The 18107-nt window shown below is 44.3% G+C and carries 9 protein-coding genes; 1 reads left to right on the top strand and 8 read right to left on the bottom strand.

Annotated features, from left to right (window positions below; all coding sequences use genetic code 11):
* Positions 1-313: 313 nt before the first annotated feature.
* The 7 genes from QUA01_RS12670 to QUA01_RS12640 form a co-directional block, all read right to left on the bottom strand.
* Entirely contained in the window at positions 314-1426 is a 1113-nt protein-coding gene (locus tag QUA01_RS12670) for a hybrid sensor histidine kinase/response regulator (RefSeq protein ID WP_333086917.1), read from the bottom strand.
* Between the two features lie 4 nt (positions 1427-1430).
* Entirely contained in the window at positions 1431-4814 is a 3384-nt protein-coding gene (locus QUA01_RS12665) for a PAS domain S-box protein (protein ID WP_333086915.1), read from the bottom strand.
* A 270-nt stretch (positions 4815-5084) separates the two neighbouring features.
* Positions 5085-7877 carry an adenylate/guanylate cyclase domain-containing protein gene (locus QUA01_RS12660; protein ID WP_333086914.1) on the bottom strand — a complete coding sequence of 931 codons (2793 nt, stop codon included), beginning with the start codon at positions 7875-7877 and terminating at the stop codon, positions 5085-5087.
* 273 nt (positions 7878-8150) lie between these two features.
* A complete protein-coding gene (locus QUA01_RS12655) occupies positions 8151-9701 on the bottom strand; it encodes a PAS domain-containing sensor histidine kinase (RefSeq protein ID WP_333086912.1) in 1551 nt (516 codons plus the stop codon).
* Positions 9698-10234 carry a Rab family GTPase gene (locus tag QUA01_RS12650; RefSeq protein ID WP_194010105.1) on the bottom strand — a complete coding sequence of 179 codons (537 nt, stop codon included), beginning with the start codon at positions 10232-10234 and terminating at the stop codon, positions 9698-9700. The genes QUA01_RS12655 and QUA01_RS12650 overlap by 4 nt, the downstream gene beginning before the upstream one ends.
* Positions 10235-10236: 2 nt before the next feature.
* Complete coding sequence (locus QUA01_RS12645; RefSeq protein ID WP_333086909.1) at positions 10237-13185, bottom strand: OmpA family protein; 2949 nt, start codon at positions 13183-13185, stop codon at positions 10237-10239.
* A 6-nt stretch (positions 13186-13191) separates the two neighbouring features.
* Positions 13192-13800 (bottom strand): hypothetical protein, encoded by a 609-nt coding sequence (locus tag QUA01_RS12640; RefSeq protein ID WP_333086907.1) that lies wholly within the window; start codon positions 13798-13800, stop codon positions 13192-13194.
* Positions 13801-15227: 1427 nt separating this feature from the next.
* Here QUA01_RS12640 and alaS point away from each other — a divergent pair.
* On the top strand, positions 15228-17879 hold the full coding sequence (alaS, locus tag QUA01_RS12635; RefSeq protein ID WP_333086906.1) for an alanine--tRNA ligase: 2652 nt from the start codon (positions 15228-15230) through the stop codon (positions 17877-17879).
* On the opposite strand, the gene QUA01_RS12630 is transcribed toward alaS, so the two are convergent.
* Positions 17876-18052, bottom strand: coding sequence for a hypothetical protein (locus QUA01_RS12630; RefSeq protein WP_333086904.1), 177 nt, complete (start codon positions 18050-18052; stop codon positions 17876-17878). The two genes, alaS and QUA01_RS12630, sit on opposite strands and share 4 nt — an antisense overlap.
* Between the last annotated feature and the right edge of the window lie 55 nt (positions 18053-18107).

Genomic DNA, 18107 nt, shown 5'->3' with positions numbered 1-18107 from the left:
TGTATATTAATTAGTTGGAATTATAGATATACCGGTTCTCAGAACAATGAGGTACTATCCGGCATAGGGCATAGGCCAAACCGGGCATAGACCAAACCGGGCATAGGGCATAGGCCAAACCGGGCATAGGCCAAACCGGGCATAGGGCATACCTCACCACGCGATCGAACCGCTATAGTTGGTTAACCCGCCCCCTTTCAGCTAATGACTAATGACTAATGACTAATAACCAATAACCAATAACCAATAACCAATAACCAATAACCAATAACCAATAACTAATAACCAATAACCAATAACCACTAACTAATAACTAATGACCAAGAAAAGGAAGCGCGACAATAAATGTAGTACCTTTATCAATAGCACTTTCCACACTTATTGTACCGCCGTGCAGGTCAACTATGTGTTTGACAATGCAGAGTCCCAAACCCGATCCTTTAATCTTACCTACATTAGCACCACGTTCAAACTGCTGAAATAGTTTTCCTTCATATTCCGCTGTCATCCCTATTCCTTCATCTCGAACGCAAAATATTATTTGCTGGTTTTCGCAGCTTAATTCTAAACTAACATTGCCGCCATTAGGAGAATATTTAATAGCATTTGATAGCAAATTAGTCAGGAGGTGGTGCAGCAATTTTACATCAAGATTGGCGTACAGCGGCTTGGTTTGGGCGCGAAAATTTAGGATGTGTTTATCGGTGACGATAGGTTGCAATTCTTCTAAAATAGAGCAGCAGAAATCTGTCACATTTAAACTATCTAAATTCAAGGAAAGTTTGCCGGCTTCTGCTTTACTGAGCATTAAAATATCCTCCAGCAATCCACTCATATTACTGACCGCTTTTTTGATGCGAGCGACATTTTTATTGGGAGTTTCTGGAGTTTTACACAATTCGCTATCTTCCAGCATTTCGGCCGATAGTTGTATCGTAGTTAAAGGAGTGTTTAAATCGTGGTATGCCATTGAAATAAATCGCGATCTATTGTTGCTTTTCACGGCGGCTAATGCAATAAGTGTTTGCATTTTAACTGCTTCTTGATGTTTGCTCAGCGCTATCTTGATCGTAGCGTGCAGTTCTCTTTCTTTAAACGGTTTGAGGAGGTAGCCGTAAGAACCACTATTTTCGGCTCGCTGCAAAGTTTCGTCATCTGCATAGGCAGTTGTATAGATAATTGGGATATCTAATTTTTGATTAATTCTTGTTGCTGTTTCTATGCCGTCAATCTCGCCTTTTATGACTATATCCATTAAAATTAAATCGGGTTTTATTTCGCCTGCACGCTGGATGGCATCGGCTCCTGAAGAAACGATACCAGCGATTGCATATCCCAATTTTTCTAATTTTACAGATAAATTTTTAGCGATTAATAGTTCGTCTTCGACAATTAAAATATTAATTTCTTGAGTTGGAGACATCATAACTTTAAAACCTTTGAGAGTAGTTGAGTTCGTTAAATATTAGGTGAAATTCGGTGCCGATTTTTCTTGAGAGTTCGATGGTTCCTTCTAACTGTTCGGTTAAGGTGCAGACAACTTGAAAGCCCATCGAGTTAGTTTTCCGAAAATCTAAGTTTTGAGGAAAGCCAATGCCATTGTCCTTGACCAAGAGGTGGATTTGCCGATCGCCCGTTTGATAGCATTCTACACTAACTGTACCGCTAGCACCATCAGGAAAAGCGTGTTTCAGGATATTTGAAACCAATTCATTGGCAATTAAGCCACAAGGAGTAGCAGTCTCTAGATTGAGGGAAATTGGTTCAGCTATTACCTGCAACAGAATGCGGTTGTCACTAATATTGTAAGAGTGAAACAAGTTAGTTACCAAATCTTCGAGATATTCGCCAAAATTAATTTGCGCCAGGTTAGTCGATCTGTACAGTTTCTCGTGAATCAGAGCCATAGAGTACAGGCGGTTCTGACTTTCTTCAAACATTTGGGCTAATTGGGGATCGGAAACTGTGTTAGATTGCAATTCTAACAAACTGGCAACGACGCAGAGGTTGTTTTTGACGCGGTGGTGAATTTCTTTGAGCAAAATCTCTTTCTCTTTGAGGGAGTTTTTCAAATTTACTTCCGCTTGGAAGCGCTCGCTCAGTTCAGCTTGCAGTTGCTGGTAGAGTAGAGATTGGTGAATGGCGATCGCCAATTGATTAACCAACTGCTGAAATAAATTGATTTCCGATTCTTGCCAATCCCTGGGCCCATCGCACTGATGTGCAATCAGCAATCCCCAAAGCTGGCCCTGCTGAATAATCGGCACTACCAACTTTGCCCTCACTTCAATTTGTTTCATAAACTCCATTATACAAGGGGTAATAGAGGCATCATTTATATCGGAAATCGCACGAATTCGCCCTTGCAAATAAAGCTGATAGCTTTCGGCAGGAAAAACCTCTTCGCCAAAAAAATTCCCTACCAGCGGGCTGCATCCTTCTGCCACGGATTCAGCAACGACCAAACCGCCACTTTTAGGTAAAATTTGATAAACCAAAACTCGATCGGCTAACAATATTTGCTGGAGTTCGGCAACCGTGGTGTTGAGAATTTCCTCTAATTGCAAAGACTGGCGGACGCGACGGGCGATCGCCTCCACCAGCCGTTCTTGCTCAAACTGCTGCCCCCTGGCGATTTCAGCGTATTTAGAATTGCTGATATCGGCAATGTAACCAATAATTTCGATCGGTTTTCCTCTGCTATCTACCAATAGTTTTAGTTCCGTCCGCAGCCAGCGGTAAAATCCGTCTCTGTGCCGAAAGCGGTACTCAAAAATAGAATTTTTACCATCGGATAAATTAGAAAATTTTTCTATAAATTCCGGTCTATCTTCAGGGTGAATGCGATGCGACCAAAAGTGAGAATCTGTTAACAGTTTTTGAGAGTCGTAGCCAACTATCGCCCTCACGTTGTCGCTAATATAAGTAGTACGAAAATTCCCTCTCGGCTCGACAGTAAAAATTACCGCCGGATTGAAGGCTAGCAAAAATTGTAGCCGTTCTTTTAACTGTTGCAATTCCATTTCTGCTCGCTTGCGATCGCTGATATCTTCGATCGCCGCCATGCTGTAGAGAGGAAGACCCTCGCCGTCGCGGATCAGCGTCACCGTCAAGTTAGCCCACATCAGTTGACCATTCTTCTTAATCAAGCGTTTTTCCATCCCGAAGCGAGAAATATTGCCCTCGATTAACTGCTTGATTTGCTCTAAATCTGCTTCTAAATCTTCTGGGTAAGTGATATCAGCTAAACTCATTGTCACCAACTCCGCATCGGTGTAACCCAACATCTGCCGGTGAGCTGCATTCACTTCGCTCAAGCGGTAGTCGCGCACGGTTGCCAAACAGATCGCAATTGGAGCATCATCAAACAAATTGCGAAACTTTTCCTCACTTTTTTGGAGTGCAGCTTCTGCATTTTTGCGAGCGGTAATGTCTCGCGCTACCCACATCACTCGATCGACCCCCAGCGGCGAAATACGGCCATCAAACCAGATTAACTTGCCCTCAATTTCCATGCTGTATTCAACTCTATGGATTTTCCCAGATGCCAAGGTTTGGTGAATGTAGTTGAGGGCAAAATGAGCTTCCGCTTCCGGGAAGATTTCCGCGATGGTTTTGCCCAGCACTTCAGAAGCTGGTTTGTACAGCAGTTGGGGAGGCGTAGGGGCGATTTTGAGATAGCGGCCGCTTGCGTCGAAAACCAGCACGACATCCGTCATGGCATTAAACAGCGCCAGCAGTTCGGCTTCGGAGTTTTGCAGTTTTTCTGCGGTCAATTTACCTGCTAATACGGCTTGTTTGTAGCATTTAGTGCGTTGCTGGACTCGCTGTTCTAACTCTGCGTTGAGTTTTTGCAAAGCGGTTTCTGCAAGCCAGCGATCGCTCACATCTCGACCCACAGCTTGATACTCGACGATTTGTCCTGTCTCGTCAAAGATTGCGCGATCGATCCACTGCTGAGTGCGAATTTCTCCGTTCGGCAAAATTACCCGGTGTTCGCAAGTAAAAACAGGCTTTTCGGGAGACACTAAATTATATTGCTCTACAATAGATTCTCGGTCTTCTTCTAAAATTAATGGCAGAAAGCTATTACCCAGTAAGTCTTCTGGTTTCATGCCAAAATAGCGGTAATAAGCTTGATTGACAAATGTGATTGTGCCGTCGGGGAGGTAGCGGCAAATCAGTTCGGTTTGGTCTTCCACAATCGCCCTGTAGCGGGCTTCGCTGTGGCGCAGGGCTGTTTCGGCATTTTGGCAATCGCTGACTTCCTTGGAGATTTCTGCATTGTTTTCTAAGAGTTCAGACTGTTTTTGCTGAAGTTTGACAACTTTTTGCTGCAACTTTTTAACTCGCCTGTAAATTTCTGGGCGTATCCTTTTTTCGCTGACTAAACCTACGGGCTGACCCCGTTCGTCCACAATTGGCAAGCAATCGATCGAGTGTTGACAAAACAGCTTAAATGCGGTAAAAACATTTGTAAATTCAGATTCTTTTAAGACAATTAAATTTCGCGTCATTGCGTCGGCGACTTGCATTGTTTGCCAGCCAGATTCGGAGGCGACTAAGTTCAGTACATCTCGGGGGCTTAGCAGTCCGATTAGCTGATTTTCATCGACAACTAAGACGCAACTAATCGATGCTTTTACCGTTTCGTGCGAGTCTGGCGGTGAATTTGGCAGCCCACAAGGGTTTGTCGCCCGACGCATCAGGGCGATCGCCTCTGGGAGCAAAGTTGAGGGCGCAACCGTCACTGGCGGGCGATCGACAAATTCTAAGGGCGATCGTAAATTTGTCAACAAATTCGTAAATTCCATCAGTCTAGACCTACAAAGTATTGTTAACTAACTTTAGCAACACTTTTAGTCATCAGCCAAATGACTCCTGACTCATGATATCAAATCCTCTCTTCATCGCAATAGTAAATTCACTGTTAACTGTTAACTGTTGACTGTTAACTGTTGACTGTTAACTGTTGACTGTTGACTGTTAACATCATTCCGATGCAACCGGAAACAATATGACTAATAACTACTGACTAATAACTACTGACTACTGACTACTGACTACTGACCACTGACTACTGACTACTTGTTTTTTTTTCTAACTAGCAGATAAGTTTTCATACCCCCTTTTCCTTTAACTTGAATAATTCCCCGTTCCTGAAATAAATATTGGTGTTCCAATAACTTATAAGTAGTTTCGCTGACTTGAATCCGCCAAGATATACCGTGAGACTCCATTCGGGAAGCAATATTTACCGTGTCGCCCCACAAATCATAAATAAACTTTTTGATGCCAATAACTCCGGCCACAACCGGGCCGCTGTGGATACCGATGCGGATGCTAAAAAATTTGTGATTCTTCTGATGAAACCGAGCCATTTCTGTTTGCATATCTAGAGCCAGTTTGGCGATCGCCTCAGCGTGATCTGCCCTGGGATTCGGCAGCCCTCCCACAACCATGTATGCGTCGCCAATTGTCTTGATTTTTTCTAAGCCGTGCTGTTCGCACAACAAATCGAATCTTGAAAAAACTTTATTGAGGAGTTCCACCAGAGCGATCGGATTCATCGTGCTAGACAAAGCGGTAAACCCCACAATATCTGCAAACAAAACCGTCACTTCAGGAAAATATTCAGCAATAGTAGTTTCATTTTGTTTGAGGCGTTCTGCTATTGCCTTCGGCAAAATATTTAACAGCAACTTTTCTGATTTTGCTTGTTCTTCCCGCAAGGCATCTTCAGCTTGCTTGCGTTCCGTAATATCGTGGTAACTCCAGACTCTGCCGATAATCTTATCTCCCAGCCGCTGCGGTTCCGAATAGCGTTCAAAAAATCGGCCATCTTGAAATTCCAACAAATCGAAACTTTCGGCTTCTGGCTGATCGTAAAGCGATTCTATTCTGTCTTGGAATCCTTGGGGATCTTTGAGTTGGTTCAGCACAAAAGCGATCGTTGTAGCATCGTCTCGCAGCGCCATCACTTCATTAGGTATCCCCCACATTTCCACAAATTCTCGATTGAAACTGACTATTTTTCCGTTCCTGTCAATAGCTAAAATACCGTCAGCAGTAGAATCAAACGTTGCTTGCAGCAAAGACACCGATTGTGCCAGGGCATCTTCTGCCACTTTTCGAGCAGTAATATCTCGCAAAATAGCGCGAATCGCCACTAACGAACCTTCCGAAAATTTACAGCTTATGCTGCCTTCTAACAAAATTTGTTTTGAATCCTTCGTAATAAATATTACTTCGATAGAATCGGGATAAAATTTATCTTCATTAAAGTTATTTTTACTGATAGCTTGATATAATATATCCAGAGACTCAGGGGAACTGTTGGGATGAATAATATCAAAAACACTCATTTTAGCAATTTCTGCTTCGCTGTAGCCCAGAGTTTCCCGCCAAGCCCGATTTACATACAAAAAATGACCGTCATCTCCAATACTTTGAATTAAATCAGTAGCATTTTCAAATAAATCTCGCAGTTGTTCTTCGCTTTCCTGCAAGGCTATTTCAGCTTGTTTACGCTTAATAAATTGACCGAGTTGACTGCCGATTGTCCCCATTATTTGGAGCAATTCTTCATCAAAACTCCGCACTTCACAACTAAAAAAAGTCATCACTCCCAACACAGACTTTTCCGAAGTTTCCTGCTCGTAATCGCCCAAAATAGGGAAGGCAAAAGCTCCGTGCAGTCCTTCTGCAACAGCGATTTCTCGGCGCAGAAAAATGTCACTTTTTGTGACATCGGCAATCCACTCAGGGGAACCGCTAGCCCAAACGAGACCGGGCAATCCTTCGCCCAACTCACAGGTCATTTGTTCGCCAAATTCGGCAAATTTAGGGATAGAAACCGATCGTTTTCTCCAACTGACCACGCAGCGCAGCAAATTGGGGTCGGAAACCGCAGTTATTCTCTTACTTCCTGACAGCAGTTTTTCGCCAGCTTCCGGCATCCAAAGTTCGGCGGTATCCCATCCCAAACTATCACAAATTACGGGAAGAATTGCTGTTAGAGCTTTTTTGATTGTTTCGGATGTAGACAGGATACGAGTGGTGACGTACTGAGCTAGTTTTCGCTTGCGGGCTCGCTCTCTATCTGTAACGTCGCGGCCGATGTACACGAAATCTTGGAGGGCGGCTCTTGTTTGAGAAATTCCTTGAATTTCACTCGGAATTGGCGTACAGGAAAAAGCAACTGTGAACTTTTCTCCGGTTTTTGCCGTGCAAACTACTTCGACATTGCTTGGAGAGGATTGAGGCTGCTGTTGGCTGACTGCTTGCAAAGATTCACCATCAGCAGCAAGAGCGTTTATTTGCTGTCCTACTAATTCTGATTCGCTGTAACCGAATAAATCTTGAGTCGCTTGATTGATTTTTTTGATTTTTCCCGATGCAGTTGTCACCAACAAAACTTCAGCAATTGAAGTAATAATTTTTTCAACATAATTATTAGTAGCGGCTAAGGTACTCAATAAAATATTCATTTCATTGGTAGCTTGGACTAGAGTTTGTTCTAAACCCATCCTGTCGGTTACGTCTTCAAAAAATATAATTAATCTCTGATAATTATCGTCATTGCTGAATTCGACGATATACATATCAAAATAAAGCCGCGAGCCATTTTCTAGTACCCGAGTTATCGCTTTAAATTCAAAGTTTGGCAACCGCCCTTCAAAAATATCGATTAAAATTTCTTCAGTTCCCACCAATTCAGGAAAAGGAAGCCGCACATCGTTGCCGGCCGTTACTTCTTCGGGAAAGTCGGCGAAGCGCTGCACTTGGAAAGATGTCTCTTGGATTAAAAAGTCTTTATCGAGTGCTAGGTACTCCAGGTGGTGGGGAACCAACAGTTTTTTTAACAGGGTGTTCATGTTGGATTCTTAGTAGTGAATACGCCCTCTGTTCCTGATAGTTATCAATCAGTAAATTTTAGATTTATATCCTGTCCTATCGACTATCATAACAAAAACAGTTCGATCGCGCGTGCGTCCTCGTGTCCGTTCTTCTGCTGCGGACTAAAGTCCGCACTACGAACCAATTTTACTGCGGTTTATCATCAAACACGATATTACTCCATAGATGATCTGCAAGCAAGTACCCGTTTTTGAGCGGGGTAATTCCCAAATCGCAAATCGCAAATTGTATTATTTTTGTTGGTAAAATGGAATGGTGACTATAAAGGTAGTGCCTAACCCTGTCTCGCTGGAAAATTCGATTTGACCTCCGTGCAAGTCTACACACTGCTTGACTATAGATAAACCCAGTCCTGTACCGGGGATTTTTCCGACATTTTGGGCCCGGTAATAGGATTCAAATAGTTGTTCTTGGTCTTCTATCGGAATGCCAATGCCTGCGTCTTGAATTTTAAATATAGCTTTTTCATGATAACAATTTAATTGAAAATAAATATTGCTTTCGGTAGGTGAATATTTTACTGCATTAGAAATCAAGTTTGTCAAGATGTGCCGCAGCAATTTTGGATCGAGTTCGGGATCTGGTTGTGTTTTCTCCGAATCGCGATCGGATTTTTTCGCAGGCGGAGTTGATTGTCGGCAAATAAAGTTAATTTTACGATCTTTTCCCTCACTAATTTTAATTGATTCTACTAATTCGCTGCAAAATTTTTGCAAGTCAACTGGTGCGGGATTGAATTGGAGTTTTCCGGCTTCGGCGCTGCTGAGCAACCGCACATCATCTAATAGGTGAGCCATGTGTTTAGATGCTGATTTAACGTGTCCGAGATATTCTTGTTTTTCTGCGTGGGTGATTGAGTCGCCGTATTCTTTGAGGATTTGAGTAGCAAATAATACTGTATTTAAAGGATTGCCGAATTCGTGAGCAAGCATTGAAAAAAAACGAGATTTTATTTGTCTGAGTTCTTGCTCTTTTACCAAAGAACTACGAATTTCTATATCTTGTTGTTTGCGTTCTGTGATGTCTCTGCCGATATAGATGAAATCGTAAAGTCCTTGTAATTCTGTCTGAATTGCCGAACAGGAAAATTCTACCCAAATTTCTTCTCCTGTTTTGGTAGTACAGACTACTTCCAGTTCTCGGAGTAGCTCTTTTTGAGACAAAATATAGCGATGGCGAGCTTGGTAAAGCAAGGTTTCTTCGACTACTATTTTGGAGAGTGGATGGTCGATTAATTCTGCTTCGCTATACCCAAATAACCCTTGTGCCGATTGATTGACTGTTTTGATAATTCCTAAGGTTGTTGTCACTAACAAAGCATCGCCCATCGAGCTAATAACTTTATCTATATAATCTTTAGAAGCTGCTAGGGCGCTCAACAACAGATTAGCTTCATTCGCTCTCTGAATTAATGATTGCTTCATCACCATTTTTTCTGTGGCATCTTCAATCAAAATGAGCAAATTATTTGCCACACCTTGTTCGTTTTCATGTTCTACTGCCAACATATCGAAGTATAAAGGGTGGTTGTTGTCGGCAAACCGAGCGATACCTTTGATTTCAAAACTCGGCCGCCGTCCCATTGCGATGGAAATCAGGATATTTTCAATACCAATCAATTCGGGAAAACTGATGCGAGCATCTGTACCGGGGAGCGCGTCGCCGGGAGTATCGGCATAATGCTGTGCTTCGGCGGAGGTTTCCTGAATGATGAAGTTGTGATTTACTACCAGATACTCTGTTTGTCGCGGGCCTAAGAGTTTCTTAAAAAGGGAGTTCATGTTTGTTCTACCATTGTGTAAGCTAGTTTGTGGAAAATTTCGTCAACGTCTTGGCCTGTTTTGGCAGATGTGGTGTAAACTGCTATTACTTTGTCTTTAGCGATCGCATGGCAGATTTCCACTAGCATTGCCAATTTTTCTTCGTCTATCAAGTCTACTTTGTTCAAGGCGATGATAATTAACCCTTTGGGATTGACTGAAGAAAAAAGCTTAATGTGTTCGGGGATTCGCTCAACTGTTTCGGTTCGGCTGACATCGGCAACGATTAAAACACCGCTAGCTCCTTGCAAGTAAGTCGGTGCAATTCCTTTGAATTTTGTATGCCCTTCTAAGTCCCAAATCAGCAACTTGGCTGTGACGTTTGCCTGCTGTTTTATATTTTCTAATGTAATAATTTTGCTGGAAATTTTGACTCCTACAGTGGAGAGGTACTCGTCGCTGAATTGCCGATCGACAAAACGGCGGATTAAGCTGGTTTTACCCACGCCAAAATCGCCGATCATGCACATTTTTTTAGATATAGTAACTGACATAATTATTTGCCGTTTGCGGTCTTAGTTATTGGTTCAAATATCACGCATCTGCTCAAAAGTAGCGGTTGATTGGGTTCTACGCCGTCGGGTGAATTGGGGCTGGCGATCGTTTGAAGGCGCTTGGGGTCTGCACCTTGCCGCATCAAAGCATCTCGCACTGCTGCAGCACGCCGGAGCGACAGCCGTTGATTTGTGGCAACTTCGCCAGTTCCATCGCTGTGCCCAATTATCTTAATATGTTTTTGAGGATATCGATCCATGAATTTTTTGACACTGGCGATGATTTCTGCGGATGTTGAGTCTAATTTCGCCGTTCCTGGGTCAAAGTAGATGCGGCTTGAGATCTGGAGCGGATCTAGTTTAATCGTGCTGACGACGGACTGAACGCCGGGAATTTGTTTGAGGGACTGAGCAATTTTTTGTGAGTCTGCAGCGTCGGTGATTGTGCCCTCTACTGTCACTTTGCGATCGCCATAGCGACTAGAAATAGAAACGCCCTCCCTCTGGTTCAAAACAGCAGTAATTCGCTGCACTTCTCCCGCTGTCAAAACAGGGTCGGGAGGTACATCTACAGCGATTATTTGATTGTCTAATTTCAGATTTGGTACAGTTGATGCAGCTATTTTTTCGGCTTTTGCCCGCAATTCTGGATTTGGCAATTTTCCGGTTAATTTGAGAGTGTTTCCCTCAACGTCGGCGTTTAAGCGGTAAACTGCTAATTCTGGGGTCGATGCTAAAGCTAAAGCGACATTTGCTACCACGGGGCGGTCGATGCTGCGGCGATACTGATACATTCCCCAAGGTACTAAGATTAAGCTGAGGGCGAGTAAACTGATCCCGGCTAGGGCGATCGGGGGTTTTGTGGATTTTTTCTTGTCCAGCGGGTCGAATAAAGTTTTGATAAACGGGTGCAGCGACTCCGGTATAGTATCGGGGTCGCCGTTAAATTCGTGAATTAATTGAGCGTAACTAAGAATGAGATTGCTAAGTGTTTTCCGCAGTTTGTTGATGAACGATTCTGGCGGTTCTCCTTTAATTACGACTGCCATGTAGCAGTATCCCGCTACTTCTAGCAGAATTTTTGAGTCGCCGTATTCAATTTGATTGAGTTCGGAAACTTCACCAGGCTGAACGATACACTCGTTAACAAAGCTGCGAATAGCTGTGAGCATTCCTGCTACCATTTCTGATTCTAACTGATAACTTTCGGAGTGTTGAACTTCGGAAATTATTAAGCCTGATGCTTTGTGAATTAAGAATACTGCTTGGATGGTAAAGGGTACTGATTCTTTGAGGATCAATTCGGCTTCGGAGACTCCTTGTACTTTGGAGCGAATTTTGCGCTTCACTCCTTCCACGCTCATGGCATTTGACACTTTTTCATTGATTGTCTTGATAGCTTCTGTCATGTATCTGGCAATAGTATTGCCTATGACTGGATAGAGGGCATCCACCATTGCGTCTCGTTCGAGTTGTATTTGGGCTGTAATCGCTTTGCCCATTTCCGGGGCGAGGGCTTGGGCGATCGACTCTTGGTCAAGGCGAATTTGCTCTTTAATTGCCATGCCGATTTCTGGGGCGATCGCCTTAGCAATTTCTTGTGGCGAATTTTTTATTTGTTGAGCAAGGGCATCTGGGAGCAATTCAGCGATCGCCGAACTCATTGCTGGCCTGTTTTCTACCGTTTTTGCCCTAATGACTTCATCAATAATTGGCACGATCGCGTTAACAACTTCTTCTCGGGAATCGGTAATTTTGCGGCTAAGAATTTCTGCGATCCAAGGCAGCATCAGCGCGATCAGTTCTTGGGGATCGTGGATTTGGTGTTCGAGTTTTCCTAATTTATCGTTGATTGTTACCATCAGGTGACGCACACCGGGCAAGTCGTTTTGTTCGAGGAGATTTTTGACTTGCTCGATATCCGAGATTTGCGAGCCAAAAATCAGACTTTGCAGCCTTTCCATCGCGTTGTCGGCTTCATTTAAGTCTTGTTTAATTTCGCCTAATATTTCTGCTCGCTGCGATATCGGTGTCGGCTGTTCTGGCAACTCTGCCATCAATGGCAGCGAAGCAACCACCGCATCTAGATACATTTTTTCTGACGGCTGTGAAGGTGCGGAAACTGCGGCATTTGGATTAGTTGCTGCGGGTGATTCTAGAGTTTGGCGATCGGACAAATCCTCTAAAGCCGTGTCTAAATCCTGGGATTTTTCCGCCTGTACGTACTGAGGATAATCTGAAATTGTCAAGTCAGGCGATTCTCTCTCAAACTCCGAAACATCTGCGGAAATATCTATAGTTTTAGCGGAGGAATAGTTTCTTTCTAGTTCAGAACTGTTGAGTTTTTGAGTAGGGAAAAGCTTGCTTTTCGACTCGCCTACAACGGCCGGAAAATTTGTAGATTTGGGTTCGCCAGAGGCAGTTTTGTGCTGGACGCTCGCTGCAATTTCCTCTTGCTCTCGCTCAGAAATACCTAACAAATCCATCAACCCGCCGAGGGCTCCAGCTTGAGCTTTTTTGGTGTTGCTGTGACTTTCGGAATCGGGATTTTGCGGCGCTGCAATTTCCTCTTGCTCTTGCCGAGAAATACCTGACAAATCCATCAACCCGCCGGGAGCTGCGGCTCGATGGTTTTTGCTGTTGCTGTCAGCTTCGGATTGGGGAGATTGAGTGTTTGAGGGGGCAGTTGTGGTAATTTCCTCTGCTTCTGCTGAGGAAATAGGTAACAAATCCATCAACCCGTCGAGGGTCCCAGCTCGATGGTTTTCGCTGTTGCTGTCACTTTTGCAATCGGAATTTTGCTGGTTTGAATCAGCAATAATTTTGAGATCGAGTAACAGATTCAGGAATGGTTCTAGCTGGGTTGCTGCGCTGGCAGCAGACTCGTCAGGTTGAGAAACAAAACCCTCTAGCTGATTTTCACCTACTGGATTTTCTTTCGGTAAAGCCATGCGTGATTATCCGTGGTGGTGGCGCTCCGGCAACAAGAATTCGTTATTTAATTTATTATCAGTAACGCCTTTAAGTTCGGGGACAAATTCTGTTCCTTTGAGCCTCATGCCTAGTTCAAACAGAATTTCTGCCATGTCATCTCTGGAAACTTTAACGTCTCTGAGCATGGAAAAGCGGCGGTCGAGTTCTTCAAAAACCTGTGTTTTAAGAGTGCGGGTTTCTTCGGAGAGTCGCTCTCTGGTTTGGGAGAGTTCGTCGCGAATCGAACTGGTTTGATTGTCTATCGCTTCGTCGAGGGATTCTACGCTGCTGGAGAATTTGCGGTTAACGCGATCGATTTGCTGGCGGAGGTCGGCGTTTTCTTCTTGCGTGTTTGAGGTGAGCGATTTAACTTTCTTTTCTAACGAATCAATTGCCACCTTCATTTCTGCAGATAGAACTGTTTTTATCTGTTCGATGCGAGCTTGGTTATCTTGCTGCATCATTGACAGCTCAGAATCTATTTTATCGAAGCGATTGTCGTATTCTCTAAGCTGCGCCCCGAAAATTATATCTCGAATCTGGTCTATATTTCCCAGCCGTTCGCGCATTTCTTCTTTAGTGATTTCTGCCATGTTTGTACCTCGAATCTCCCGATATTGTGAGTTTTAGAACTGTGTGGAATTTTTTGTTAATTTGCCTGTCGAGCATTTTAAGTAGGCTCTAAAGACGCGCCTGCAGCTTTTTCTGTGGTGATTTATTACAACAGTTGGCTGCACTACTTTTTTTGACTTGACAGAACTCTATTGCTTGAAACTCTCACCCCTGTGTCGGGGAGGGGATTTTTTAGAGTTTTGACTCCTTTATATCCTGAGATTCAAATTCTTAGGGTGGGTTTTGTAACCTAAAATGGCGGTTTGCTATTCTTGCTTTGCAGCAAGCTCCTCAAGCTTAGAGTTTCCTGCTATACAGGGGATAGGTTTTAATGTCTTGTCTTGACTTTTCCATGATATCGCATCTTTGAGCGCGCCTAATGCTAGGGCATCTAGGTCACGGCAAAAAAAGGGGCGGACGCGCACCAGTGCAACTATCTATAATATCCTGTCTGGTCGATTCACAACGATAAAATTGGTTTCTAGTGCAGAATAAAGTCCGCACTACGAACCGTTTTTGTTACGATCGCAGACAGGACGTGATATCATATATGGCTCGAAAGATCCAACTCGGCGGTTAAAATCAGGACTGCACCAACTTTCCTCCGCATCCGCAGACTGAAGAATAAACATCGAACTTTCTCCCCGTCTTCCTCTCAAAAAGCGTAGGGCCCGATCGACAGCGATCAGACCCAATAATATGAGAGCTTTGTTTTTTCTAACAAACGAGATGTGTTTCCGGTAAAGAACGATTACTTACTAGGGTTGACAATTTGTGCAACTTTACTTTTAATCCGCAAGCACAATAAGTCTGACTCGACTGCGGTTTGGCTTAACTGCGCGATCGCTAGTTTTGCCACTATTCCAAGTTGTGTTCGGTTAATTTCGGCTGCGCTGGGGAATGTAGACCGGAGACACCATGCCTATATCCTTGAACTTTGCTTCTAAATATAGCGACCTCCTGTTTCTTTCTGTCCCGGTGTCTATTATTAAGTTAGCACGAGCTTTCGGAGTAGTAAAGCACTATTTGCAAAACTTGATAGGTCTTTACATTACTACGTATAATGATATTAATATCCACATAGATGTAAGTTAGGACTCACGCACTCCGAACAAAGAAACCGGGTTTTTTCACCGAGATTGAGGATTTTAAGCAAATACGCTTGGGTTAACACTGTTGATTCCCCGGAGATCCCCCTAAATCCCCCTTAAAAAGGGGAGTAGGGGTTGACTTTGAGAGCTTTCTTGTTCCCCCCTTCTTAAGGGGGGTTAGGGGGGATCGGGCTTAACTTAACCGTATTGGATTTTAAGCAAGTATTCTATTTAAAAAACCGGGTTTCTGGACATCCGTGCGTAAGTCCTATAAATTCTATTGTTGCTACATCTTCACATACTTAAGTGCTTTTCTCATGTCTATTTCTCCTAAATGTCTCAGTGGTAGCGAAATCCGCCAAACATTCCTCGACTTTTATGCCCAGCGGGGACATAAAATCTTGCCCAGCGCTTCTTTGGTGCCGGAAGATCCGACAGTGTTGCTGACGATCGCCGGAATGCTACAATTCAAGCCAATATTTCTCGGTCAGCGCGCCGCCACTTCGCCGCGCGCCACAACTTCGCAAAAGTGCATCCGCACCAACGACATCGAAAACGTAGGCCGCACCGCCCGCCACCACACGTTTTTTGAGATGTTGGGTAACTTCAGTTTCGGGGATTATTTCAAGAAACAGGCGATCGCCTGGGCTTGGGAACTTTCCACGGAAGTTTTCGGTTTACCAGCATCCAATTTAGTTGTGAGTGTTTTCCGAGAAGATGACGAAGCCTTTGCGATTTGGCGCGATGAAATTGGCATTCCGGGCGATCGAATTCAACGCATGGGAGAAGCAGACAATTTCTGGCAATCTGGCCCCACAGGCCCCTGCGGCCCTTGTTCCGAGATTTACTACGATTTTCATCCAGAAAAAGGCGACAATATCGATCTCGAAGATGATAGCAGGTTTATCGAATTTTATAACCTGGTTTTCATGCAGTACAATAAAGATGCAGAGGGCAACTTAACACCGCTGCAAAATCAAAATATTGATACTGGGATGGGATTGGAACGGATGGCGCAAATCCTCCAGAAAGTCCCTAACAATTACGAAACAGATTTGATTTTTCCGATCGTTCAATCGGCGGCGGAAATTGCCGGGATTGATTACCACAATAGCGATGAAAAAGTCAAGGTTTCGCTGAAAGTAATTGGCGATCACATTCGGGCTGTGGTGCACATGATTGCGGACGAAATTCGCGCGTCGAATGTGGGTCGGGGTTACATTTTGCGGCGGTTGATTCGCCGGGTGGTGCGCCACGGGCGGCTGATTGGAATTCAGGGCGAATTTACGGTGCGGGTGGCTGAAAGTGCGATCGCCCTTTCGGAAGCAGCGTATCCCAACGTGCGATCGCGCGAAGCTCAAATTAAGGCAGAATTAGCCAGGGAAGAGGCGCAGTTTCTCAAGACTTTAGAACGCGGAGAGAAGCTGCTGGAAGAAATTGTCGATCGCACAAAACAGCAAGCCAACCAACAAATCAGCGGTCAAGATGCTTTCACCCTTTACGATACCTACGGTTTCCCCTTAGAACTGACACAAGAAATTGCTGAAGAACAGGGAATTACGGTTGACTTGGACGGCTTTGAAGTCGCGATGAAGGAACAGCAAACTCGCGCCAAAGAAGCTCATCAAACAATTGATTTGACAGTGCAAGGTTCCTTGGATAAGTTGGCTGAAACTATCCAGGGAACTGAGTTTGTCGGTTATGCTGAATTGTCGAGTTTAGCTGAGGTGGAAGTTATCTTGGTTGACGGCAAATCTGTGGAGGAAGCAGCGGCAGGGACTGAGGTACAAGTTGTTTTGAACCAAACGCCGTTTTATGCAGAATCCGGCGGACAAATTGGGGATAAAGGTTATTTGAAAAGCGGAGATAATGGTGATGGTTTGTTAGTAAGAGTTGATGATGTGAAGAAGGAATCGGATTTCTTCGTGCATTTCGGCTTTGTGGAACGGGGAACCCTGAGAGTTGGCGATAGTATTACTGCGAAGATTGACAATAGCGGTCGCCGCAGAATTCAGGCTAACCACACAGCAACTCACTTATTACAATCAGCTTTGCGAAAAATTGTGGATGATTCGATTTCGCAAGCTGGTTCGCTGGTATCGTCAGAAAGATTGCGGTTTGATTTCAATTCTCCGCGCGCTGTGACCGCAGAAGAGTTGCAGAAAATTGAGGATTTAGTTAATAGTTGGATTGCTGAGGCGCACGCTGCGGTCGTTGCAGAAATGCCGATCGCCCAAGCGAGGGAAAAAGGCGCGACTGCGATGTTTGGCGAGAAGTACGGCGACGTGGTGCGGGTTATCGATTTTCCCGGCGTTTCGATGGAATTGTGCGGCGGAACTCACGTCAGCAATACGGCAGAAATCGGGCTGTTTAAGATTGTTTCGGAGGCTGGGGTTGCGGCTGGTACTCGCCGGATTGAGGCGGTTTCGGGCCAAGCTGTTTTGGATTATTTGAATGTGCGAGACAAGGTTGTGCGCGATTTGGGCGATCGATTTAAGGCGAAGCCGGAAGAGTTACCCAACCGGATTACTAATTTGCAAAACGAGTTGAAGGATACTCAGAAACAGTTGGCTGCTGTAAAGTCGGAATTGGCGATCGCGAAATCTGACCAATTGCTAAATGCGGCTGAGGATCTCGGTGAATTCAAAATCATTGTAGCTCAATTGGGTGATGTGGATACAGAAGCGCTGAAAACTGCGGCGGAAAGATTGCAGCAAAAATTAGGAAATGCTGCGGTAGTTTTGGCCTCAATTCCTGAACCGGATAAGGTAAGTTTAGTAGCAGCTTTTAGTCCAGAAGTCAATAAAATAGGATTGCAAGCTGGCAAGTTTATCGGGGGAATTGCTCAACTTTGTGGCGGAAAAGGAGGCGGGCGGCCTAATTTGGCGCAAGCTGGCGGACGTGATGTTAGTAAGTTGCCGGAAGCGTTAAAAAGTGCTCGCAATTTGTTGATTGAAGGGTTGGGTTAGTTGACTGTTGACTGTTGACTGTTGGCTGTTGACTGTTTCCTGCTGGCTGTTGACTGCTGGCTGTTGACTGTTGACTGTTGACTGTTGGCTGTTGGCTGTTGGCTGTTAAGAAGAAGGGCGGGCCCGCACCATCCACCGCCCCTACTGACTAATGATATCAAATCCGGTTGCATCGGAATGATTCAGATATATATTCTCGGACTCTGTGTACTCTGTGTTCTAGCGCCG

The sequence above is a fragment of the Microcoleus sp. S36a_B3 genome (assembly GCF_036700745.1).
Taxonomy (GTDB): Bacteria; Cyanobacteriota; Cyanobacteriia; order Cyanobacteriales; family Microcoleaceae; genus Microcoleus.
This window is presented reverse-complemented; position numbering and strand designations above follow the sequence as displayed.